General features: G+C 64.7%; 15 protein-coding genes. 8 read left to right on the plus strand and 7 right to left on the minus strand.

Annotation, left to right across the window (positions count from 1 at the left end):
- Nucleotides 1–19 precede the first annotated feature (19 nt).
- From LU688_RS12315 to LU688_RS12325, 3 genes are all read right to left on the minus strand, one after another.
- Complete coding sequence (locus LU688_RS12315) at nucleotides 20–391, minus strand: MerR family transcriptional regulator (RefSeq protein WP_160291398.1); 372 nt, start codon at nucleotides 389–391, stop codon at nucleotides 20–22.
- Nucleotides 392–557: 166 nt separating this feature from the next.
- Entirely contained in the window at nucleotides 558–1,136 is a 579-nt protein-coding gene (locus LU688_RS12320; protein WP_094011139.1) for an NAD(P)H-dependent oxidoreductase, read from the minus strand.
- A gap of 339 nt (nucleotides 1,137–1,475) precedes the next feature.
- Nucleotides 1,476–2,390, minus strand: a complete 915-nt coding sequence (locus LU688_RS12325) for a LysR family transcriptional regulator (RefSeq protein ID WP_160291399.1) — start codon at nucleotides 2,388–2,390, stop codon at nucleotides 1,476–1,478.
- 207 nt (nucleotides 2,391–2,597) lie between these two features.
- Here LU688_RS12325 and LU688_RS12330 point away from each other — a divergent pair, with 207 nt between their 5' ends.
- The 6 genes from LU688_RS12330 to LU688_RS12355 all read left to right on the plus strand — a co-directional run bounded on the left by LU688_RS12330 (nucleotide 2,598) and on the right by LU688_RS12355 (nucleotide 11,983).
- A complete protein-coding gene (locus tag LU688_RS12330; protein ID WP_160291400.1) occupies nucleotides 2,598–3,623 on the plus strand; it encodes a zinc-dependent alcohol dehydrogenase family protein in 1,026 nt (341 codons plus the stop codon).
- 209 nt (nucleotides 3,624–3,832) lie between these two features.
- Nucleotides 3,833–5,212, plus strand: coding sequence for a hypothetical protein (locus tag LU688_RS12335; RefSeq protein ID WP_038705930.1), 1,380 nt, complete (start codon nucleotides 3,833–3,835; stop codon nucleotides 5,210–5,212).
- Nucleotides 5,213–5,290: 78 nt separating this feature from the next.
- Nucleotides 5,291–6,943 carry a VRR-NUC domain-containing protein gene (locus tag LU688_RS12340; protein ID WP_160291401.1) on the plus strand — a complete coding sequence of 551 codons (1,653 nt, stop codon included), beginning with the start codon at nucleotides 5,291–5,293 and terminating at the stop codon, nucleotides 6,941–6,943.
- Nucleotides 6,940–9,195: an ATP-dependent DNA helicase gene (locus LU688_RS12345; RefSeq protein ID WP_160291402.1), complete on the plus strand. Its 2,256-nt coding sequence runs from the start codon at nucleotides 6,940–6,942 to the stop codon at nucleotides 9,193–9,195. The genes LU688_RS12340 and LU688_RS12345 overlap by 4 nt, the downstream gene beginning before the upstream one ends.
- Nucleotides 9,196–9,274: 79 nt before the next feature.
- Nucleotides 9,275–10,912 carry a phosphoglucomutase (alpha-D-glucose-1,6-bisphosphate-dependent) gene (gene pgm / locus LU688_RS12350; protein WP_160291403.1) on the plus strand — a complete coding sequence of 546 codons (1,638 nt, stop codon included), beginning with the start codon at nucleotides 9,275–9,277 and terminating at the stop codon, nucleotides 10,910–10,912.
- Nucleotides 10,913–11,095: 183 nt separating this feature from the next.
- Nucleotides 11,096–11,983 carry a pirin family protein gene (locus LU688_RS12355; protein ID WP_104444011.1) on the plus strand — a complete coding sequence of 296 codons (888 nt, stop codon included), beginning with the start codon at nucleotides 11,096–11,098 and terminating at the stop codon, nucleotides 11,981–11,983.
- A 159-nt stretch (nucleotides 11,984–12,142) separates the two neighbouring features.
- Here LU688_RS12355 and LU688_RS27775 read toward each other — a convergent pair whose 3' ends face one another.
- From LU688_RS27775 to LU688_RS12370, 3 genes are all read right to left on the minus strand, one after another.
- Nucleotides 12,143–12,940 (minus strand): RHS repeat-associated core domain-containing protein, encoded by a 798-nt coding sequence (locus LU688_RS27775; protein ID WP_330873240.1) that lies wholly within the window; start codon nucleotides 12,938–12,940, stop codon nucleotides 12,143–12,145.
- A 152-nt stretch (nucleotides 12,941–13,092) separates the two neighbouring features.
- Complete coding sequence (locus LU688_RS12365; protein ID WP_094011146.1) at nucleotides 13,093–13,509, minus strand: RidA family protein; 417 nt, start codon at nucleotides 13,507–13,509, stop codon at nucleotides 13,093–13,095.
- The gene (locus LU688_RS12370) at nucleotides 13,509–14,825 is read right to left on the minus strand and encodes a flavin-containing monooxygenase (protein ID WP_160291329.1); all 1,317 of its coding nucleotides are present in this window, start codon (nucleotides 14,823–14,825) and stop codon (nucleotides 13,509–13,511) included. Before LU688_RS12370 ends, LU688_RS12365 begins: the two co-directional genes overlap by 1 nt.
- 256 nt (nucleotides 14,826–15,081) lie before the next feature.
- Between LU688_RS12370 and LU688_RS12375 the strand changes: the two genes are divergently transcribed.
- Together LU688_RS12375 and argE are read left to right on the plus strand one after the other, a co-directional pair.
- Nucleotides 15,082–15,759 carry a DUF1028 domain-containing protein gene (locus LU688_RS12375; RefSeq protein WP_160291330.1) on the plus strand — a complete coding sequence of 226 codons (678 nt, stop codon included), beginning with the start codon at nucleotides 15,082–15,084 and terminating at the stop codon, nucleotides 15,757–15,759.
- A complete protein-coding gene (argE, locus tag LU688_RS12380; protein WP_160291331.1) occupies nucleotides 15,752–16,912 on the plus strand; it encodes an acetylornithine deacetylase in 1,161 nt (386 codons plus the stop codon). Before LU688_RS12375 ends, argE begins: the two co-directional genes overlap by 8 nt.
- A 51-nt stretch (nucleotides 16,913–16,963) precedes the next feature.
- On the opposite strand, the gene LU688_RS12385 is transcribed toward argE, so the two are convergent.
- Nucleotides 16,964–17,401, minus strand: a complete 438-nt coding sequence (locus LU688_RS12385; RefSeq protein ID WP_038705936.1) for a carboxymuconolactone decarboxylase family protein — start codon at nucleotides 17,399–17,401, stop codon at nucleotides 16,964–16,966.
- Nucleotides 17,402–17,423: the final 22 nt, after the last annotated feature.

Below are 17,423 nucleotides of genomic sequence, written 5' to 3' on the forward strand. Positions count from 1 at the left end.
ATGAGATCTCCATTGCACATCAAGGCCGCTTGAGCGGGCATTGCATCAGCGCATCCTTGAGACTCAGCTCAAAGTCGACCAAGCCGTCATGCACTTGTTGCAAGGCCTGGATCTGTCCCATCACTTCCTGTTTTTTGTTATCGATGGCCTGTATGGCCAGACCCCAGGGCAGCTCTTGGTCGCGATGATCCTGCAGGATGGCCTGCATTTCCTTGAGTTTGAAACCGAGTTGCTGAGCGCATTTGATGAAGGTCAGCAGCTCGACGCTTTGCTGGCTGTAGATGCGGTATTTGCCTTTGCGTTGCGGGGGTGGCAACAGGCCGATTTCTTCGTAATGTCGAATGCTTTTGACGGTGGTGCCCGACAGCTGGGCGGCTTTGCCGATGTACATGAAAATCCCTTTTTTGGGCGCATCAGAAGCGAAAGGATGTCGCGCGCTGGTACAAGCGCGCGACATCTTTGCATAAGCGTCGGGGGGCATGAAGCCGGGTTGGACATGGGATCATAGCAGGGAGACTCGGCTGGACAGCGCAGGGGCACGGCCCAACCGTGGCCGATCAGCGGCTGGCGATCGCCTGGACTTGTTTGAGCCAGGCTTCACGCTGTTCCGGTGTGGAGCCCAATACCGGACCGAAGGTCAGGGTTTTCAGGGGTTTTATGCCGCAGAACTCCAGGGTGGTCTTGCGCATTTGCTGCAAGCCCGGCATGCGATACACCCAGCGGTAGTACCATGGCGGCGTGTCCATGGTCACCAAAAGGTGAGCCGTGCGGCCCTTGAGCAGTTTGTCCGGGAAGGGCGAGCCCTTGCGGTACTTGAAGGCAAAACCGGGCAGAAACACGCGGTCGAAGAAGCCCTTGAGCAACGCCGGAATGCCGCCCCACCAGATCGGGTACACCAATGTGAGGTGTTCGGCCCAGCTAATGTCGTTCTGTGCGTTGAGCAGATCGGGCTCGAGCAACTGGATCTCGTTATAGCCAGCGTGCAAGACCGGATCGAAATCCAGGGTGCCCAGACGCAGCAGACGCACCTGATGGCCTGCTTGCGTGGCAGCTTCGACGTAACGTTCGGTCACTGCGCCGCAAAAGCTGTCGTTCGAAGGGTGGCCGAGGATCACAAGCATGCGTTTGCTCTTCATGACGAACTCCAGATAATGGAGTGCCAAGGGTAAAGTCTGCCCTTAACGGTAGAGTCAAGCCTTGCCGGCTATTGGTAGAGACAAACAGTCCAGCAGCGCTCGGGTGCAAACCGGCAGATTGCTTGCCGGAAGTGTCAACCATGTCTCCGCACACGTGTCTACCATGTGTCCGGTCCATACATGAGCCCAGAAGTCGGTCATTGCCGGGTGTTGGTTGACTGTTCGGATTTTGACGTGCGATCGCTCACCCAGTCGCGCAGCTTATGCTTTGGGCTCTTCCCGGTAAGGGATTATCTTTGCGCGGTCAATTTCGGTTGGTGGTTGATTGCTCCAAGATCCCTAGAGGCTGTCCGGATCCCCGAAGAACATCTGTATCCGCGACCTCAACCACCGCTCCGCCGGATCATTATCCTGCGCCCCGCGCCAGGCCATGTGCAGCTCGAAGCTGCGCACCTCCAGCGGCAGGTCCTCGGCCCGCAGGCCGCCCGCTGCCGTGAGGGCATCGGCAGTGTAATCCGGCACGGTGGCAACGATATCGGTCCCCGCCAGCAAGCTCCCCAAGCCGTTGAACTGCGGCACGGCCAGCACCACGTGGCGCTTGCGGCCGATCTCCTCCAGCGCCTCGTCGATGAACCCGGACAGGTCGCCGGCGAACGACACCAGCGCGTGGGGTCGGGCGCAGAAGTCGTCCAGGGTGATGTTGCCGGGCATGCTGTCGGCGCGCAGCAGCTTGGGCATGCTGCGGCGCAGTACCTTGCGCTTGGCGTTGGCCGGCAGATCGCTGGTGTAGCTCACGCCCACCGAGATTTCGCCGGAGGCCAGCAGGGTGGGCATCAGCAGGTAGTTGACCCGGCGCACCACCAGCACGATGCCGGGCGCCTCGGCACGGATGCGCTTTAGCAGTTGGGGCAGCAGGGCGAATTCGGCGTCATCCGACAGGCCGATGCGGAACACTGCGTTGCTGGTGACCGGGTCGAACTCGGCGGCGCGGCTGACAGCGGTGGAGATCGAGTCCAGCGCCGGCGACAGCAGGGCGAAGATTTCGTGGGCGCGCGCCGACGGCTCCATGCTGCGTCCGGTACGCACGAACAGTGGGTCGTCGAACAGGTTGCGCAGGCGCGACAGCGCGGCGCTGATCGCCGGCTGGCCGAGGAACAGTTTCTCGGCGGCGCGGGTCACGCTGCGTTCGTGCATCAGCGTTTCGAACACAATCAGCAGGTTGAGGTCTACGCGACGCAAGTCGTTACGATTCATTCGATGCGGCTCGCCTGAAGTGGGGCAGGGGTGAATCTTAAGGCCAAAGGCTGGTACCCTGCACCGATTTCCGGGTGCCAATGCACAGATTTGTCAGGGGCCCAATCAATGACAGGCATGTCGACTATTAACAGCCACTGATGGTCCAACCGTGAAAGCCCGGATAAAGTCCGTGGTAATACGAGATTCACAAAGGCGAGGTATGCGATGTCCCGCATGATCCGTTTCCACAAGTTCGGCCAGGCCGATGTGCTCCGTTGCGAGGAGCAGGCCGAGCCGTCCCCGACCACCGGCGAGGTGCAGATCCGCGTCGAGGCGATCGGCATCAGCTGGTACGACGTGCTCTGGCGGCAGAATCTGGCGCCGTCCCAGGCGCGGCTGCCGGCGGGTATCGGCCATGAGATGGCCGGCGTGGTCACCGCGGTCGGCGAGGGGGTGGACGATATCGCGGTGGGCGACCGGGTCGCCAGCTTCCCGGCCACCAGCGCCAACGACCACCCGGTCTACGGCGACGTCATCGTGCTGCCGCGCAGCGCCATCACCCGCTATCCGGACGTGCTGACCCCGATCGAGGCCAGCGTGCACTACACCCCGCTGCTGATCGCCTACTTCGCCTATGTCGACCTGGCTCGGGCCAAGGCTGGGCAGACCGCGCTGGTCACCGATGCCAGCCACTGCGCCGGGCCGGCCTTCGTGCAGCTGGGCAAGGCCCTGGGGTTGAAGGTGTTCGCTGCCACCAAGGAACCCGAGCAGCGTGAATACCTGCTGGGCCTGGGCGCGGACAAGGTGATCGTCACCGAGGAGCAGGACCTGCTGATGCAGATCGGCAAGTACACCGATGGCCGTGGCGTGGACATGGTCCTTGACGGCCTGGGCGGGCCGCAGATGTCGTTGCTCGGTGATGTCCTGGCGCCGCGCGGCAACCTGGTGCTGTATGGCCTGCAAGGCGGCAACCAGACGCCGTTCCCGGCCTGCGCGGCGTTCCAGAAGAACATTCAGTTCCATGTGCACTGCATCGGCAACTTCACCGGCAAGCCGGAACTGGGCATCGCCCAGGACCAGGTGGCCCTGCAGCGGGCCTTGCGCGATATCAACCAGTTCACCGCCGACCAGTTGCTGACGCCGCAGATCATCAAGGTGTATCCGTTCGAGCAGGTGGTCGAGGCGCACAGGCATATGGACGCCTGCCCATGTGGTGGACGGGTGGTGCTGGACATGGGCGGGCAGGGTTGACGCTGGCAACTTCTGCGCCGGGCAAGCCCGCGTCTACCGCGATGGCATGACGCCCGCCCTATCGGGGGCGGGCTTTGTGTCGTGTCTTCACCGCCGAACTTAGCTAATTGTCTTACCTGGTTTTGGGAAGTTTCCTTCAATCCCGGTCAGTTATTCATCTGCCAGAATCGGACTTCAATTCGAAGCCGTCAGGGAGATGGAGCGATAGCATGACCGAAACCCACAACCAAGCCATGCACTATATCTACCAGCAAGTCCTGCAGCGCCTGCTGGAGCACATGAGCCAGGCCCAGCGCGCCTCGGTGCAGTTGCTGGTCCAGCGTCTTCTGGTAATCGCCGGTGGCCAGGAGTGCATCGGCAACGTACGAGTACTGGCCCTGCACGGCGTGGACCGGCGCAGTGCGCATCTGCTGGCTTGCCTGCGTGCCGCGCAACTGAGCATCGCGATTCGCCATGCCGACACCTTTCGCCTACGGGTGCTGGCGGCTCGCCTGCCAACCCTCGACGACACAGCCCTTGCCCTTCATGACCGTTGCTTCAGCGCACTGTTCCTGTACGACGATCCGCGGGTGGAGTTATTACGCGCCGATGGCGGGCGGCTTGGCCTGTTTGGTGCCCGGCAGGCCTGCTCGGCCGAACAATTGGCCGCCGCAGGTAACGCTTGGCTGCTGTTCGGACACCTAGCCGGCGGGCAGCCAGCGGCGTTGCTCGGGGCCAGGGGGTATCTGGATCTGGGAGGCAGCCTTGGGCAACTGCTGGGTGGGCAAGACGGCGAGCAACTCCTGGTCAGCGCCGCGCCGCTTGCCCAGCGCCACCGCTTGCTGGCCTGGGGGCGGCGTTGCCTGCGCCATTGCGGGGAGGTCGCGCACACCGTGACACCCCACAGCGTCCTGGCAGCCGGCATTGAACAACTGCACCAGGTGCTTTCCGACCCGTGGCAGCCGCCGACAGCGCCCATGCACGATAAACCCTGGGGCGATACGCGTCTGATGACGGTGGAGGATCTGCTGGGCCATCTCGATGACAGCGATCAGCTTGACCACATGCTTGGGCGCGAGGAGGCGCAGCCCTGGCAGGCCCAGGGGCCTGCCGGATTGTTCGATGCCTTGCCGCTGGCTCACCTGCATGGCCTGAAGGCGCAGTATCTGGAGCAGCGTAGCTACCGCGAGGGCGCGCAAGCGTTCTACCAGCGCTTGCGCCAGCCGTCGATGGCCTGGCCCCAGGGGCGGGCATTGCGTGACGAGGCGCAAGCGCGGCTGCATGCGGCCTATGGCGTCAATGAAGCGCAGTTGGTCTGCCAATTGTTCACCCCGTTCGATGCGCAGGGGCACAACCTCGAAGCCTTCGTGCTGCGCTGCCATCCTGGCATGCGCGTGGCGTTGCCCTATCTGCACCGTGCCCTGCAGGGCCGGCCTTGCCCGGAGCCGGTCAGCCAGTGGCTGGTGGACACCAGTGGCCTGCAGCTTGCTCAGTTACGGGCACTGTACGCCGGCACGCTCGGCAGCCAGGCACTGCGCCTGTTCCGCGTGCTGGGGCGGCGCGACCTGTGGCTACGGCCGCTGCCGACCAGTCCGTTGAGCAGCGCGTGACCGTTGATCCAGCGCGCTTGCCCCAGCATGCGATCTGTATGTATAACCAGTGCGTGTTCCCCGTATCAGACCTGCGCCGTGATCGCCCATTCCGTCGATGATCCCTTGTATTACCTGTATAACTTCCGCCAGGTCCTGAGCTGGGTTGGGCAACGCTACGCCGACCTGTTGGACCACGACGAGCACGGTTTCATCCAGATGTTCGGTGAGTTGCCGGTGCCGACCCAGGCCTTGCTGGTACGCATGGTTATGCGCAAGGGCGAGTGGTTTCGCCGGGACAAACTCGACTACGCCGAGATCGGCGATGTCGACGTGGCCCTGGTGCCGCTGCTGGCTTTGGGCTGGGTAGCGACCGACGCACCGTTGGCCGCCGAGCAATTGTGGGCTTTGCTGCGCAAGGATGAGCTGGCCGGGCTTTTCGCCGGAAAAATTCCCCGCCCACGGGCCAGCAAGGCCGAATTGCTGGAACAGTTGCAGGCACTCGAACTGGTGCCCAGGCCCCTGGCACAGTGGTGCGCCGATTTCCCGACCCTGATCCTGCACTGGAGCCGGCAGCCATTATGCGACCGGCTGCGGCTGTTGTTCTTTGGCAACCTTTACCAGAGCTGGTCCGATTTCGTGCTGGCCGACCTGGGCGTGTTCCGTTACGAACAGGTGGCGTTCAGCGATGATTCGCGGGCATTGCGCCAGCGTGCCGAAGTCGACCTGGCCATGGCGCTACACCAGTGCGCCGAGCGCCTCGAGCAGGGTGCAGCGCCCGCCGAACTGCTCGCGGCTATCGCGGGTCTGGACGTCAGCAACGCCTGGCTCGCCCGCCGTCGGTCGCGTCTGCTCTTCAATCTTGGCCAGCACTGCGAGCGCCTGGGCGACTGGGAGCTTGCCTTGCACATCTATTCTGATTGCACCCACCCTGAGGCGCGCATTCGCCGGGTACGGGTGTACGAACGCAGCGCACAGTGGCAGTCAGCGTTCGCACTGGCTCAGGACATGGCCCTGGCGCCTGCCAACGCATTGGAGCGCCAGGCGCTGGAGCGCATGCTGCCACGCCTGGCGCGCAAACTCGGCGGCCCCCCACAACCGCGTCGACGCACGAGCTCGGTTACGCTCATCGAGCTTGATTTGCCCGCCGCGATGGCGGCAGTGGGGGTGGAAGAGGCCGTACGCCTGCATCTGGAGCAGCAGGGCGGGGCCGCCCATTACGTCGAGAACACGCTGTTCAACAGCCTGTTTGGCCTATTGTGCTGGGAGGCGATTTTCGCACCGATACCCGGCGCTTTCTTCAACCCATTCCAGGCCGGGCCGCAGGACCTGCACGACAGCGATTTTCAGCAGCGTCGCGGCGCGTTGTTCGACACCTGTCTCGGGCGCCTGGACGACGGCAGCTACCGTCAGGCCATCCGCGACTGCCATGCAGCCAAGCAAGGCCTGCAGTCGCCGTTCGTATTCTGGCAGATGCTCGATGAGCCACTGCTCGAACAGGCGCTCGAGCACTTGCCGCCCGAACATTTGAAAGCCTGCTTCCTGCGTTTGCTGCAGGACATTCGCGCCAACCGTGCTGGCATGCCCGACCTCATCCAGTTCTGGCCGGGGCAGGGCGGCTATCGCATGGTCGAGGTCAAGGGCCCGGGCGACCGCCTGCAGGACAATCAACTACGCTGGCTCGAGTTCTGCCACGTCCACGGGCTGCCGGTGGCGGTCTGCCATGTACGTTGGCAGGCCACGCCGGCATGAGCTACACCGTGGCCGTGCGCGCCTTGTGCGAATTCAGCGCCAAGGTTGGCGACCTCGACCTGCGCTTCACGCCGTCGCCCAGTGCCCAGGAAGGGATTGCCGGACACCGCCGAGTAGTGGCCAAGCGCGGCGCCGACTATGAGCCGGAAGTGGCGCTGGAGGGCCAGTACCAAGGCCTGCGGGTTCGCGGGCGGGCCGATGGCTATGACCCGGCACGCAACCGGTTGGAAGAGATCAAGACCCACCGCGGCGACCTTGCCCGCCAGCCCGACAATCACCGCCAACTGCACTGGGCCCAGGCCAAGGTCTACGCCTGGCTGCTGTGCCAGGCGCGGCAGTTGCCGGCGATCGACGTGGCGCTGGTCTATCTGGACGTCGACAGCGATGGCCAGACCGTGATCAATGAGCATTATGGCGCCGACGACCTCAGGCGCTTTTTCGAGAACCAGTGCCAGTGCTTCCTGGCTTGGGCGCAGGCGCAGGAACTACGCCTGGCCGAACGTGACCGGGGCCTGCAGGCCCTGAGCTTTCCTTACCCTGCGCTCCGTCAAGGCCAGCGGCAACTGGCCGAGACCCTTTACAAGGCGGTGAGCACCGGCCGTTGCCTGATGGCCCAGGCGAGTACTGGCATCGGCAAGACCCTCGGTACCCTGTTTCCGCTGCTCAAGGCCGTGGTGCCGCAGCAGTTGGACAAGCTCTACTTCCTCACGGCGAAAACACCAGGCCGGGCCCTGGCCCTCGATGCGCTGCGCCAGATCACCCAAGCGTCGCCACAACCCGCTCTGCGCAGCCTCGAGCTGATCGCCCGCGACAAGGCCTGCGAGTACCCGCAAAACGCCTGCCATGGCGAGTCCTGCCCCTTGGCGCGGGGCTTCTACGACCGCCTGCCCGGCGCTCGTGAAGCTGCCGCGCAGGTGCCGTTGCTTGACCGCGCCAGCCTGCGCGAGGTGGCCCTGGCGCACCAGGTCTGCCCCTATTACCTGGGGCAGGAGATGGCGCGCTGGGTCGACCTGCTGGTGGCCGACTACAACTACTACTTCGACGCCCATGCATTGCTGTTCGGCCTGGCCCAGGCCAACCAGTGGCGCACGGCGGTGCTGGTGGACGAGGCGCACAACCTGGTCGAGCGGGGCCGGCAGATGTACAGCGCCAGCCTTGACCAGGGCCAGTTGCTGGCGCTGCGTCAGGGCAAGCCGGCCGGGCTGGGCAGCGCCCTGGACCGCCTGAATCGGCAATGGAACGCGCTGTACAAGGCGCAGGTTGCGCCGTACCAGGCCAGCGAGCAGCTGCCCGACGCCTTCCTGCGTGCCCTGCAGCAATGCATCGGGCTGATCCAGGAACGCATGAACCAGGCGCCCGCCGAGGTCGAGCCCAAGGTGCTGGAGTTCTACTTCCAGGCCTTGCAGTTCAGCCGTATCGCCGAGTTGTTCGACGAGCACTTCCTGTTCGATATCAGCCCGCGCAACGGCCCCCGTGGGCGGCGCCTGGCCACGTTGTGCCTGCGCAACGTGGTGCCTGCCCGGCTGCTGGGTCCGCGCATGAGCGCGGCGCGTAGCGTCACGCTGTTTTCCGCCACGCTCAATCCCCGGCACTTCTACACCGATCTGCTGGGCATGCCGAGCGACACTGCCTGGCTGGAGGTCGCCGCGCCGTTTCGCGCCGAGCAGTTGCAGGTGCGCATCGTCAGTGAGGTGTCCACCCGCTACCAGCAGCGCCAGGCGTCACTGGCGCCGATCGTCGAACTGATCGCCGCTCAGTTTGCCGGCCAGCCGGGCAACTACCTGGCCTTCTTCAGTAGCTTCGAGTACCTCGAACAGGTGGCGCGGTTACTGGCCGAACGCTACCCGGCGCTACCCATCTGGCGACAGTCTCCCGGCATGGACGAGGCCAGCCGCGAAGCCTTCCTGGCACGGTTCGTGGAGCACGGGCAGGGGGTGGGCTTCGCCGTGCTCGGCGGCGCCTTCGGCGAGGGTGTCGACCTGCCGGGCACTCGCCTGATTGGCGCCTTCGTCGCCACCCTTGGCCTGCCACAGGTCAATCCGGTCAACGAGCAGTTCAAACAGCGCCTGGGTCGGCAGTTCGGCGCCGGTTTCGACTATGCGTATCTCTATCCTGGGGTGCGCAAGGTGATCCAGGCCGCAGGCCGGGTGATCCGCGGCGACCACGACCGCGGCGTGCTGGTGCTGATCGACGAGCGTTTTGCCGAACCGCGGGTGCGACAGATGTTCCCCGGCTGGTGGCAACTGGCGTGAACGCCGCCATCGCCTGGCGCTGAAACTCCCAGTACACTGCGCGTTCAAACACCAACATTCGTTGATTTCGAGGTTCCGCATGACGCTCAGTCCTTTGGCAGGCAAGCCGGCTCCGGCCAGCGTGCTGGTCGATATCCCCCGCCTGTTGACCGCTTACTACACCGGCCGTCCCGACGCCGCGGTGGCGGCCCAGCGCGTGGCCTTCGGCACCTCGGGCCACCGCGGCACTTCGTTCGAACTGAGCTTCAACGAATACCACGTGCTGGCGATCACCCAGGCCATCTGCCTGTATCGCCAGGAGAAAGGCATCGACGGCCCGTTGTTCATCGGTGCCGACACCCACGCGTTGTCCGCCCCGGCCGCCGCCAGCGCCCTGGAAGTGCTGGCCGCCAATGGCGTGCAGGTGATGTTGAGCAAGGACGACGAGTACACCCCGACCCCGGCGGTGTCCCATGCCATCCTCTGCTATAACCGTGGCCGCCAGCAGGGCCTGGCCGACGGCATCGTCATCACCCCGTCGCACAACCCACCGCAGAGCGGCGGCTTCAAGTACAACCCGCCCAACGGCGGCCCGGCCGACAGCGACGTGACCAAGTGGATCGAGGCCAAGGCCAACGAGCTGCTGGGGGCGAACCTGGCTGGCGTCAAGCGCATGGACTACCAGCAGGCGCTGGCGGCGCCGACCACCCAGCGTCACGACTACGTGAGCAGCTATGTCGCCGACCTGGAAAACGTCATCGACTTCGACGTGATCCGCAGCGCCAACCTGCGCCTGGGCGTCGACCCATTGGGTGGCGCCGGCGTGCGCTACTGGTCGGCCATCGCCGAGCACTACCAGCTGAACCTGGAAGTGGTGAATACCGAGGTCGATCCGACCTTCCGCTTCATGACCGTCGACTGGGACGGGCAGATCCGCATGGACCCGTCCTCGCCTTACGCCATGCAGGGCCTGATCGGCCTGCGCGAGCGGTTCGACGTGGCCTTCGCCTGCGACCCGGACCACGATCGCCACGGCATCGTCACCGCCGACGGCCTGCTGCAGCCGAACAACTACCTGGCCGTGGCCATCGACTACCTGTACCGCAACCGCCCGCAATGGCGCAGTGATGCCGCCGTGGGCAAGACCGTGGTTTCCAGCGGCCTGATCGACCGCGTCACCGCGGGCCTGGGCCGTGAGCTGTATGAAGTGCCGGTGGGCTTCAAGTTCTTCGCCCAAGGCCTGTTCGACGGTTCGCTGGGCTTCGGTGGTGAAGAGAGCGCGGGCGCCTCGTTCCTGCGCAAGGACGGCTCGGTCTGGGCCACCGACAAGGACGGCCTGATTCCGGCGCTGCTGGCGGCCGAGATGACCGCCCGCACCGGGCGCAACCCGAGCCAGATCTACGCCGACCTGACCGCCAAGCTGGGCAAGCCGTACGCCACCCGCGTCGAGGCCAAGGCCGACGCACGGCAGAAGGCGCTGCTGAGCAAGCTGGCGCCGGAGCAGGTCAAGTCCACCGAACTTGCCGGCGAGCCGATCCTGCAGATCCTCAGCCATGCGCCGGGTAACAACCAGGCCATCGGCGGCCTGAAGGTGATGACCGAGAACGGCTGGTTCGCAGCGCGGCCGTCCGGTACCGAGGATATCTACAAGATCTACGCCGAAAGCTTCATCGACGAGGCGCACCTCAAGCGCCTGGTGGCCGAAGCCCAAGTGCTGGTGGACGCGGCGATCGCCTGATCGATCCTGATACGCATCGCGGGGCAAGCCCGCTGCCACTGCCTGCTTCGTTCAGGCGTGGCAGCGGGCTTGCCCCGCGATGCGTTTGGTTGTTCCACTGATGGAACGATCCATGCCATTTCAGCTATCTACCGCCGTATTGGCCTCATCTGTAAGGTGTAACCCATCAACAGGAGGCTTCTCATGAAAAAGATCCAGGGTATCCACCGCAGCCCCAACGCCCACTGGGTGGGCGACGGCTTCCCGGTGCGCAGCCTGTTCACCTACGACCATCTGGCGCGGCATATCAGCCCGTTCCTGCTGCTGGATTATGCCGGCCCGCATGACTTCGCCCCGACCACTGCCCGGCGTGGCGTCGGCCAGCACCCGCACCGCGGTTTCGAGACCGTCACCATCGTCTACCAGGGCGAACTGGAGCACCGCGACTCCACCGGCGCGGGCGGTCTGATCGGCCCGGGCGACGTGCAATGGATGACCGCTGCGGGCGGCATCATCCACGAGGAGTTCCATTCCCCGGCCTTTGCCCGTAGCGGTGGCACGCTGGAGATGGTGCAACTGTGGGTCAACCTCCCGGCCAGGGACAAGCGCGCCGCCGCCGGCTACCAGACGCTGTTGGCCAACGACATTCCCGTGGTGACGCTGGAAGGCGAGGCGGGCAGCCTGCGAGTGATCGCCGGGCGTTACCTTGACCGTCAGGGGCCGGCGCGCACCTTTACCGAGATGGACGTCTGGGACCTGCGCCTGAAGGCGGGTGCCACGCTGCAACTGCCGGTGGCCGCCGGGCGCAATGCCGCGCTGGTGGTGCTGCGCGGCACGCTGCGGGTCAACGATGAGCGCGAAGCCGGTGCGGCCAGCCTGGTATTACTGGAGCGCGACGGCGACGGTGTGCGTCTCGAGGCGCAGGATGACGTCAGCGTGCTGCTGCTCAGCGGCGAGCCGATCGACGAGCCCATCGTCGGGTATGGCCCGTTCGTGATGAACAGCCAGGCCGAGATCGCCGAATCGTTCGATGATTTCCAGGCCGGGCGGTTTGGGCAGGTAGGTGGCGCCGAGCGCGGCATCGTCCGATAGCACCCATCGCGGGGCAAGCCCGCTCCCATGTCATGAGTTCATCGTGACGGGGGAGCGGGCTTGCCCCGCGATTTAGTTTCAACGCTTTATAGCAGGCCTCGTCGAGGCCGCATCAATCTCCATCAGCCACTCGGCCTGCGCCAACCATCTGGCAAAGGTTCAGAGTTGCGGGCCGTAGATGGCTCTTCTGATTCCTTTGTTGACACGCTGCATCTCATCCTCTGAATCCGAGTTGTAGGGCGTCGAATCGGTTGAGGAGATTGCTTCGTTCCACCTGGCTCTTTCTTCTTTTGCCTCTCTCAGCAGGCGAAGTAACTTCAGGGGCCCGCCTTCTTGTTTGATATGGAGAACATCGCGGAAGAAGGGGAGCGGTGCGACATTTAGGTTTTTTCTCGCTGATGCGGGCATTTGCCGAATACCGCCCGTCTTGGCCGATATTATCCTGGCACGGGCAGGCAACTGATCGTCGTATTTGCCTAGTGCGGGAGCGGTCAGCTTGTTCGTCAATCTTGAAGTATTGGAAAGAGAGACAAGGTCTTCGAGAGATAAATGCTTGATAATCGATGTGAATATGTCCGGTTCGAAACTGATCAATTTCTGAAAATTGACAGTGTGGCCGGAAGGGTCGACCTTATTGATCGGATCATTGTTGCAATAATTGTAGGCATTCACTCCACCATCCTCGAACGGGCTCAGCGAGTCGGGTGAGAGAAAGCGCATCAGCGCTGGGCTGAACGAACGGTAGCCATTACCGAGAAGGTAGCGCCCAGTCAATGGGGCGCGGTGCTGAGCATTGAAGCCGAGTGTAACGACTGATACGCCGACAGGTTCTGAATACCCATAAGCGGTGTAGGTGAGTGCACGAGACTGTTGGTCTTCTCTGCACCAAAAAATGGACCCTGGCCTATCTGTTGCCAACAGGGATGTGACCTTATGGACGACAATTGGCTTCGTCATGGGGTTACTTGATCTAGGGGCTTGGCAAGGAAATCTAGGCGTAAAAGGCTCGCTATTGGAACTGGCAAAATTATCAGGTGCCATTCTCGGCCCTCGTCTTACTGCCGGCAGGCCCGATGAGGCCGCAATGCGGCCCCGTGTACTGGTAACGCTCAAGCCTGATCCGGCACCACCGCGATCACATCGATCTCCATCAGCCACTCGGCTTGCGCCAACCCTGCCACCACCAACCCGGTGGAAATCGGGAACACGCCCTTGAGCCACTTGCCCACTTCCTTGTACACCGGCTCGCGGAAGCGCGGGTCGGTGATGTAGGTGGTGGTCTTGACGATATGCGACAGGTCCGAGCCTGCCTCTTCAAGCAACTGCTTGACGTTCTTCATCGCCTGTTCGGCCTGCGCCTGCGGGTCGCCCAGGCCGACCAGGCGGCCTTCGAAATCGGTGCCGACCTGCCCGCGCACGTAGATGGTGTTGCCGGCGCGCACCGCCTGGCACAGGTCGTTGTCCAGGGTCTGGTTGGGGTAGGTGGCCTTGGTGTTGAACATGCGGATGCGAGTGTGAGTAGGCATCAGTGGGCTCCGAAGGTGCTGACGTTGCTGATCGAGGGTTGCTGCTCATCCGCCGTGCGCTGTTCGCGGTCGCGGTAGGCCAGGTAGGTGCGCTGGGTGGCGATGTGACCGGCGACGTGCTTGGCGTCGTGCCACACGCCCCAGATGAACGACGAGCCGCGGCGTGACAACCAGGGCAGGCCGAGGAAGTACACGCCTGGTTCTTTCGACACGCCACGCTGGTGTTGCGGCTTGCCGTTGGCGTCGAAGGCGTCCACCTGCAGCCAGCTGAAATCCACACCGTAGCCGGTGGCCCAGATGATGGTGGTGACGTTGGCCTGGGCCAGGTCCAGCTCGCGCAGCGGGTTGCTGACGCAGGCCGGGTCGGGCAGGCGCTTGCGCGCTTCAGGCTCTGGTGGCAGGTCCAGGCCGTTGCGTTCGACAAAGGCGTCGGCGGCGTCCAGCAGGGCCAGGTAGTTCTCGTCGCCACGGTTGATGTTCTCGGCCAGGTTGTCCTGGAAGCGCGCCACGCCACCCTCGAACGACTGGGTCAGGCCGACCAGGGTCATGCCCTGGTGGGCGAGGGCGCGGAAGTCCACGGTATGGCCGCCACGGGCACCGGACACGGCGATGGTCACGTGCTCGCGGCCGGGCTTGGCAATCTCGGCATCCCATTCGCCGAGCACGCCGAGCCACCAGCAGAAGTCACGGTTGCGGTAGCTGCGTGGCGGGCGGTCGTGGGCGCCCACTGACAGGTACACCTGGCGCCCGGCGCGCATCAGCTCCTCGGCGATCTGCACGCCGGAGGAGCCGGCGCCCACCACCAGCACCGCGCCTTCAGGCAGTTGCTCGGGGTTGTAGTAGGCGGCGGAGTGGATCTGGTGCAGGCCGTCGTCCTTTGGCGCGATGGCCGGGATCACCGGGCGCTGGAACGGGCCGGTGGCGGCCACCACGCGGTTGGCGCGGATCACGCCCTGGTTGGTTTCGATGGTGAAGCCCGGGCGGTCGGCGTTGCGTACCACCTGCCTGACCTCGACACCGGTGCGCACTGGCAGGTTGAACTTGCGCACGTACTGCTCGAAGTAGTCGGCGACCTGGTCCTTGCCGGCGAAGGCGTCGGCGTCGAGGTCGAATTCCAGGCCCGGGAAGCGGTCGTGCCAGGCCGGCCCGTTGGCCACCAGCGAATCCCAGCGGCCGGTGCGCCAGGCCTCGGCGATGCGCTTGCGCTCCAGCACCAGGTGCGGCACGCCGAGCTTGCTCAGGTGTTCGCTCATGGCCACGCCGGCCTGGCCGGCGCCGACTACGAGGGTGTCGATTTCGATGTTGTTCAGTGTCATGTCCCAGCCCTTCTTCAGCGGCGTTCTTGTTCAGGTCGGTGGGGACCGCCTTTGCCTGGGGCCAGACTAGGGATGGGGGGGCAATCGCGAAAATAGTATTTAGCTGGGGCTTGCCGATAAATTGGCGAAGGGTGGATGGGCACCGCTGCGCGGCGAGCCGCCATAGTTTTTTCCTGCCCTGTGCCGAGGAAAATGTTGGTTTCGCCGCTGCCTTGGCCCGCCGAGAATGCCGGTAACTCACCACAGGAGCTGCACCATGACCTTCTCCATCATCGGCCGCTGCCAGGAAACCGGCCAGGTCGGCATCGCCATCAGTTCATCGAGCATCGCCGTCGGCGCCCGTTGCCCGTGGGTGCGTGCCGGGGTCGGTGCCGTGGCCACGCAGAACATCACCCTGCCGGCCCTCGGCCCGCAGATCCTCGATGCCCTGGAACAAGGCCAGCTGCCGCCTGCCGCGGCGCTGGAGCGGGTGCTGAGTGCCAATGGGTGGAGCGAGTACCGCCAGGTCACGGTGATCGACAGCCACGGGCAGGTGGCGCTGTTCACCGGCAAGGAAGCGCTGGGCACGCACAACGCGGTGGCCGGTGAGCAATGCGCGGCGGCCGGCAACCTGCTGTCGTCGCAGGCGGTGATCGCGGCGATGGTCATGGCATTCGAGCAGGCCGGCGGCCATCTGGCCGACCGCCTGCTGGCGGCCATGCACGCGGCGATGGCGGCCGGGGGCGAGGCGGGGCCGGTGCATTCGGCGGCGCTGAAGATTGCCGGCGAGCTGACCTGGCCGTTGGTCGACCTGCGGGTGGACTGGACCGAGCAGGACCCGATCGCTGAACTGGACACCCTGTGGCAAGCCTATCGCCCGCAGATGCAGGACTATGTGACCCGCGCCCTGAACCCGACCGCCGCGCCCAGCTACGGAGTGCCCGGCGATGAGTGAGGCCAGCAGCCGTGTGCTGTTGGAGCGGCTGGTCGGCTTCGCCACCGTGAGCCGTGATTCCAACCTGGAGCTGATCGCCTTCATTCGCGATTATCTAGCCGGGTTTGGCGTTCACAGCGAGCTGTTCCACAACGACGAAGGCACCAAGGCCAACCTGTTCGCCACGATAGGCCCACTTGACCGGGGCGGCGTGGTGCTGTCCGGCCACACTGACGTGGTGCCGGTCGACGGCCAGGCCTGGAGCGTCGAGCCGCTTCGCCTGAGCGAGCGCGACGGGCGCCTGTATGGCCGCGGCACGGCCGACATGAAGGGCTTCATCGCCTCGGTGCTGGCGGCGGTACCGGCGTTTCTCGCCCAACCCCTGAAGATGCCGGTGCACCTGGCGTTCTCCTACGATGAGGAAGTCGGCTGCCTGGGCGTGCGTTCGATGTTGGCGGCGTTGGCGCGGCGCCCGCACAAACCGCGCCTGTGTCTGATCGGCGAGCCCACCGAGCTCAAGCCGGTGCTCGGCCACAAGGGCAAGCTGGCCATGCGCTGCGAGGTGCACGGTGCCGCCTGCCATTCGGCCTATGCCCCCTATGGCGTCAATGCCATCGAGTACGCGGCGCGGTTGATCGGCAAACTGGGCGAGATCGGTGATCAGCTGGCGCATCCCGAGCATCACGACGGGCGTTTCGACCCACCGTTCTCCACGGTGCAGACCGGGGTGATCAAGGGCGGAAGGGCGTTGAACATCGTCCCCGAGGAATGCGAATTCGATTTCGAAGTCCGCGCCTTGCCGGGCTTCGAGGCCCAGGTGGTGGCAGACCAGCTGCAGTCCTATGCCGAGGCCGAGCTGTTGCCGCGCATGCGCGCCGTCAATGCGGCCAGCGCGATTCGCTTGCGGCCGTTGAGCGCTTACCCGGGGCTGGCCACGCCTGCCGCCAGCGAGGCCGCGCAACTGGTGGCGCGGCTCAGTGGCTCGGATGACTTCGGCACAGTGGCGTTCGGCACCGAGGGCGGGTTGTTCGACCAGGCGGGGATTCCCACCGTGGTTTGCGGGCCGGGCAGCATGGAGCAGGGGCACAAGCCCGATGAGTTCGTCAGCGTCGAGCAGTTGCATGGCTGTGACGCGATGCTGCGGCGCCTGGTCGAGTACCTGGCGCAGGCATGATGGATCTCGATGCACACCCGCCCCCAGCCGGGGCGGGGACCCAGTTGACTGTTACGCCGGCACCATCGCGAAGCCCACGCCGAAGCGGTTCCAGGCATTGATGGTGGCGATGGCCAAGGTCAGGTTGGCGATTTCCTTGGCGCTGAAGTGCTCGAGCAATGCCTGGTACTCGTCTTGCGGCGCGCCGCGTTCCGGGAGGCGGGTCAGGCTCTCGACCCAGGCCAGGGCGGCACGTTCGCGTGGGGTGAAGTAGCGGGTCTCGCGCCAGACGCTCAGGGTCTGCAGGCGCGCCTCGGTTTCACCGGCCTTGCGCGCATCGTTGGCGTGCATGTTGACGCAGTAGGCGCAGCCATTGACCTGCGAGGCGCGCAGGCGGATCAGCTCCAGCAGCGAGTGTTCCAGGCCCGAGGCGACCAGCGCCTGTTCGAGGCCGATCATGGCCTTGTAGGCTTCCGGCGAGTGCTTGGCCCATTCGATACGGTCATGCATGGTGAGACTCCAAAGATGTACA

The sequence above is a fragment of the Pseudomonas soli genome, assembly GCF_021283165.2.
Taxonomy (GTDB): Bacteria; Pseudomonadota; Gammaproteobacteria; order Pseudomonadales; family Pseudomonadaceae; genus Aquipseudomonas; species Aquipseudomonas soli.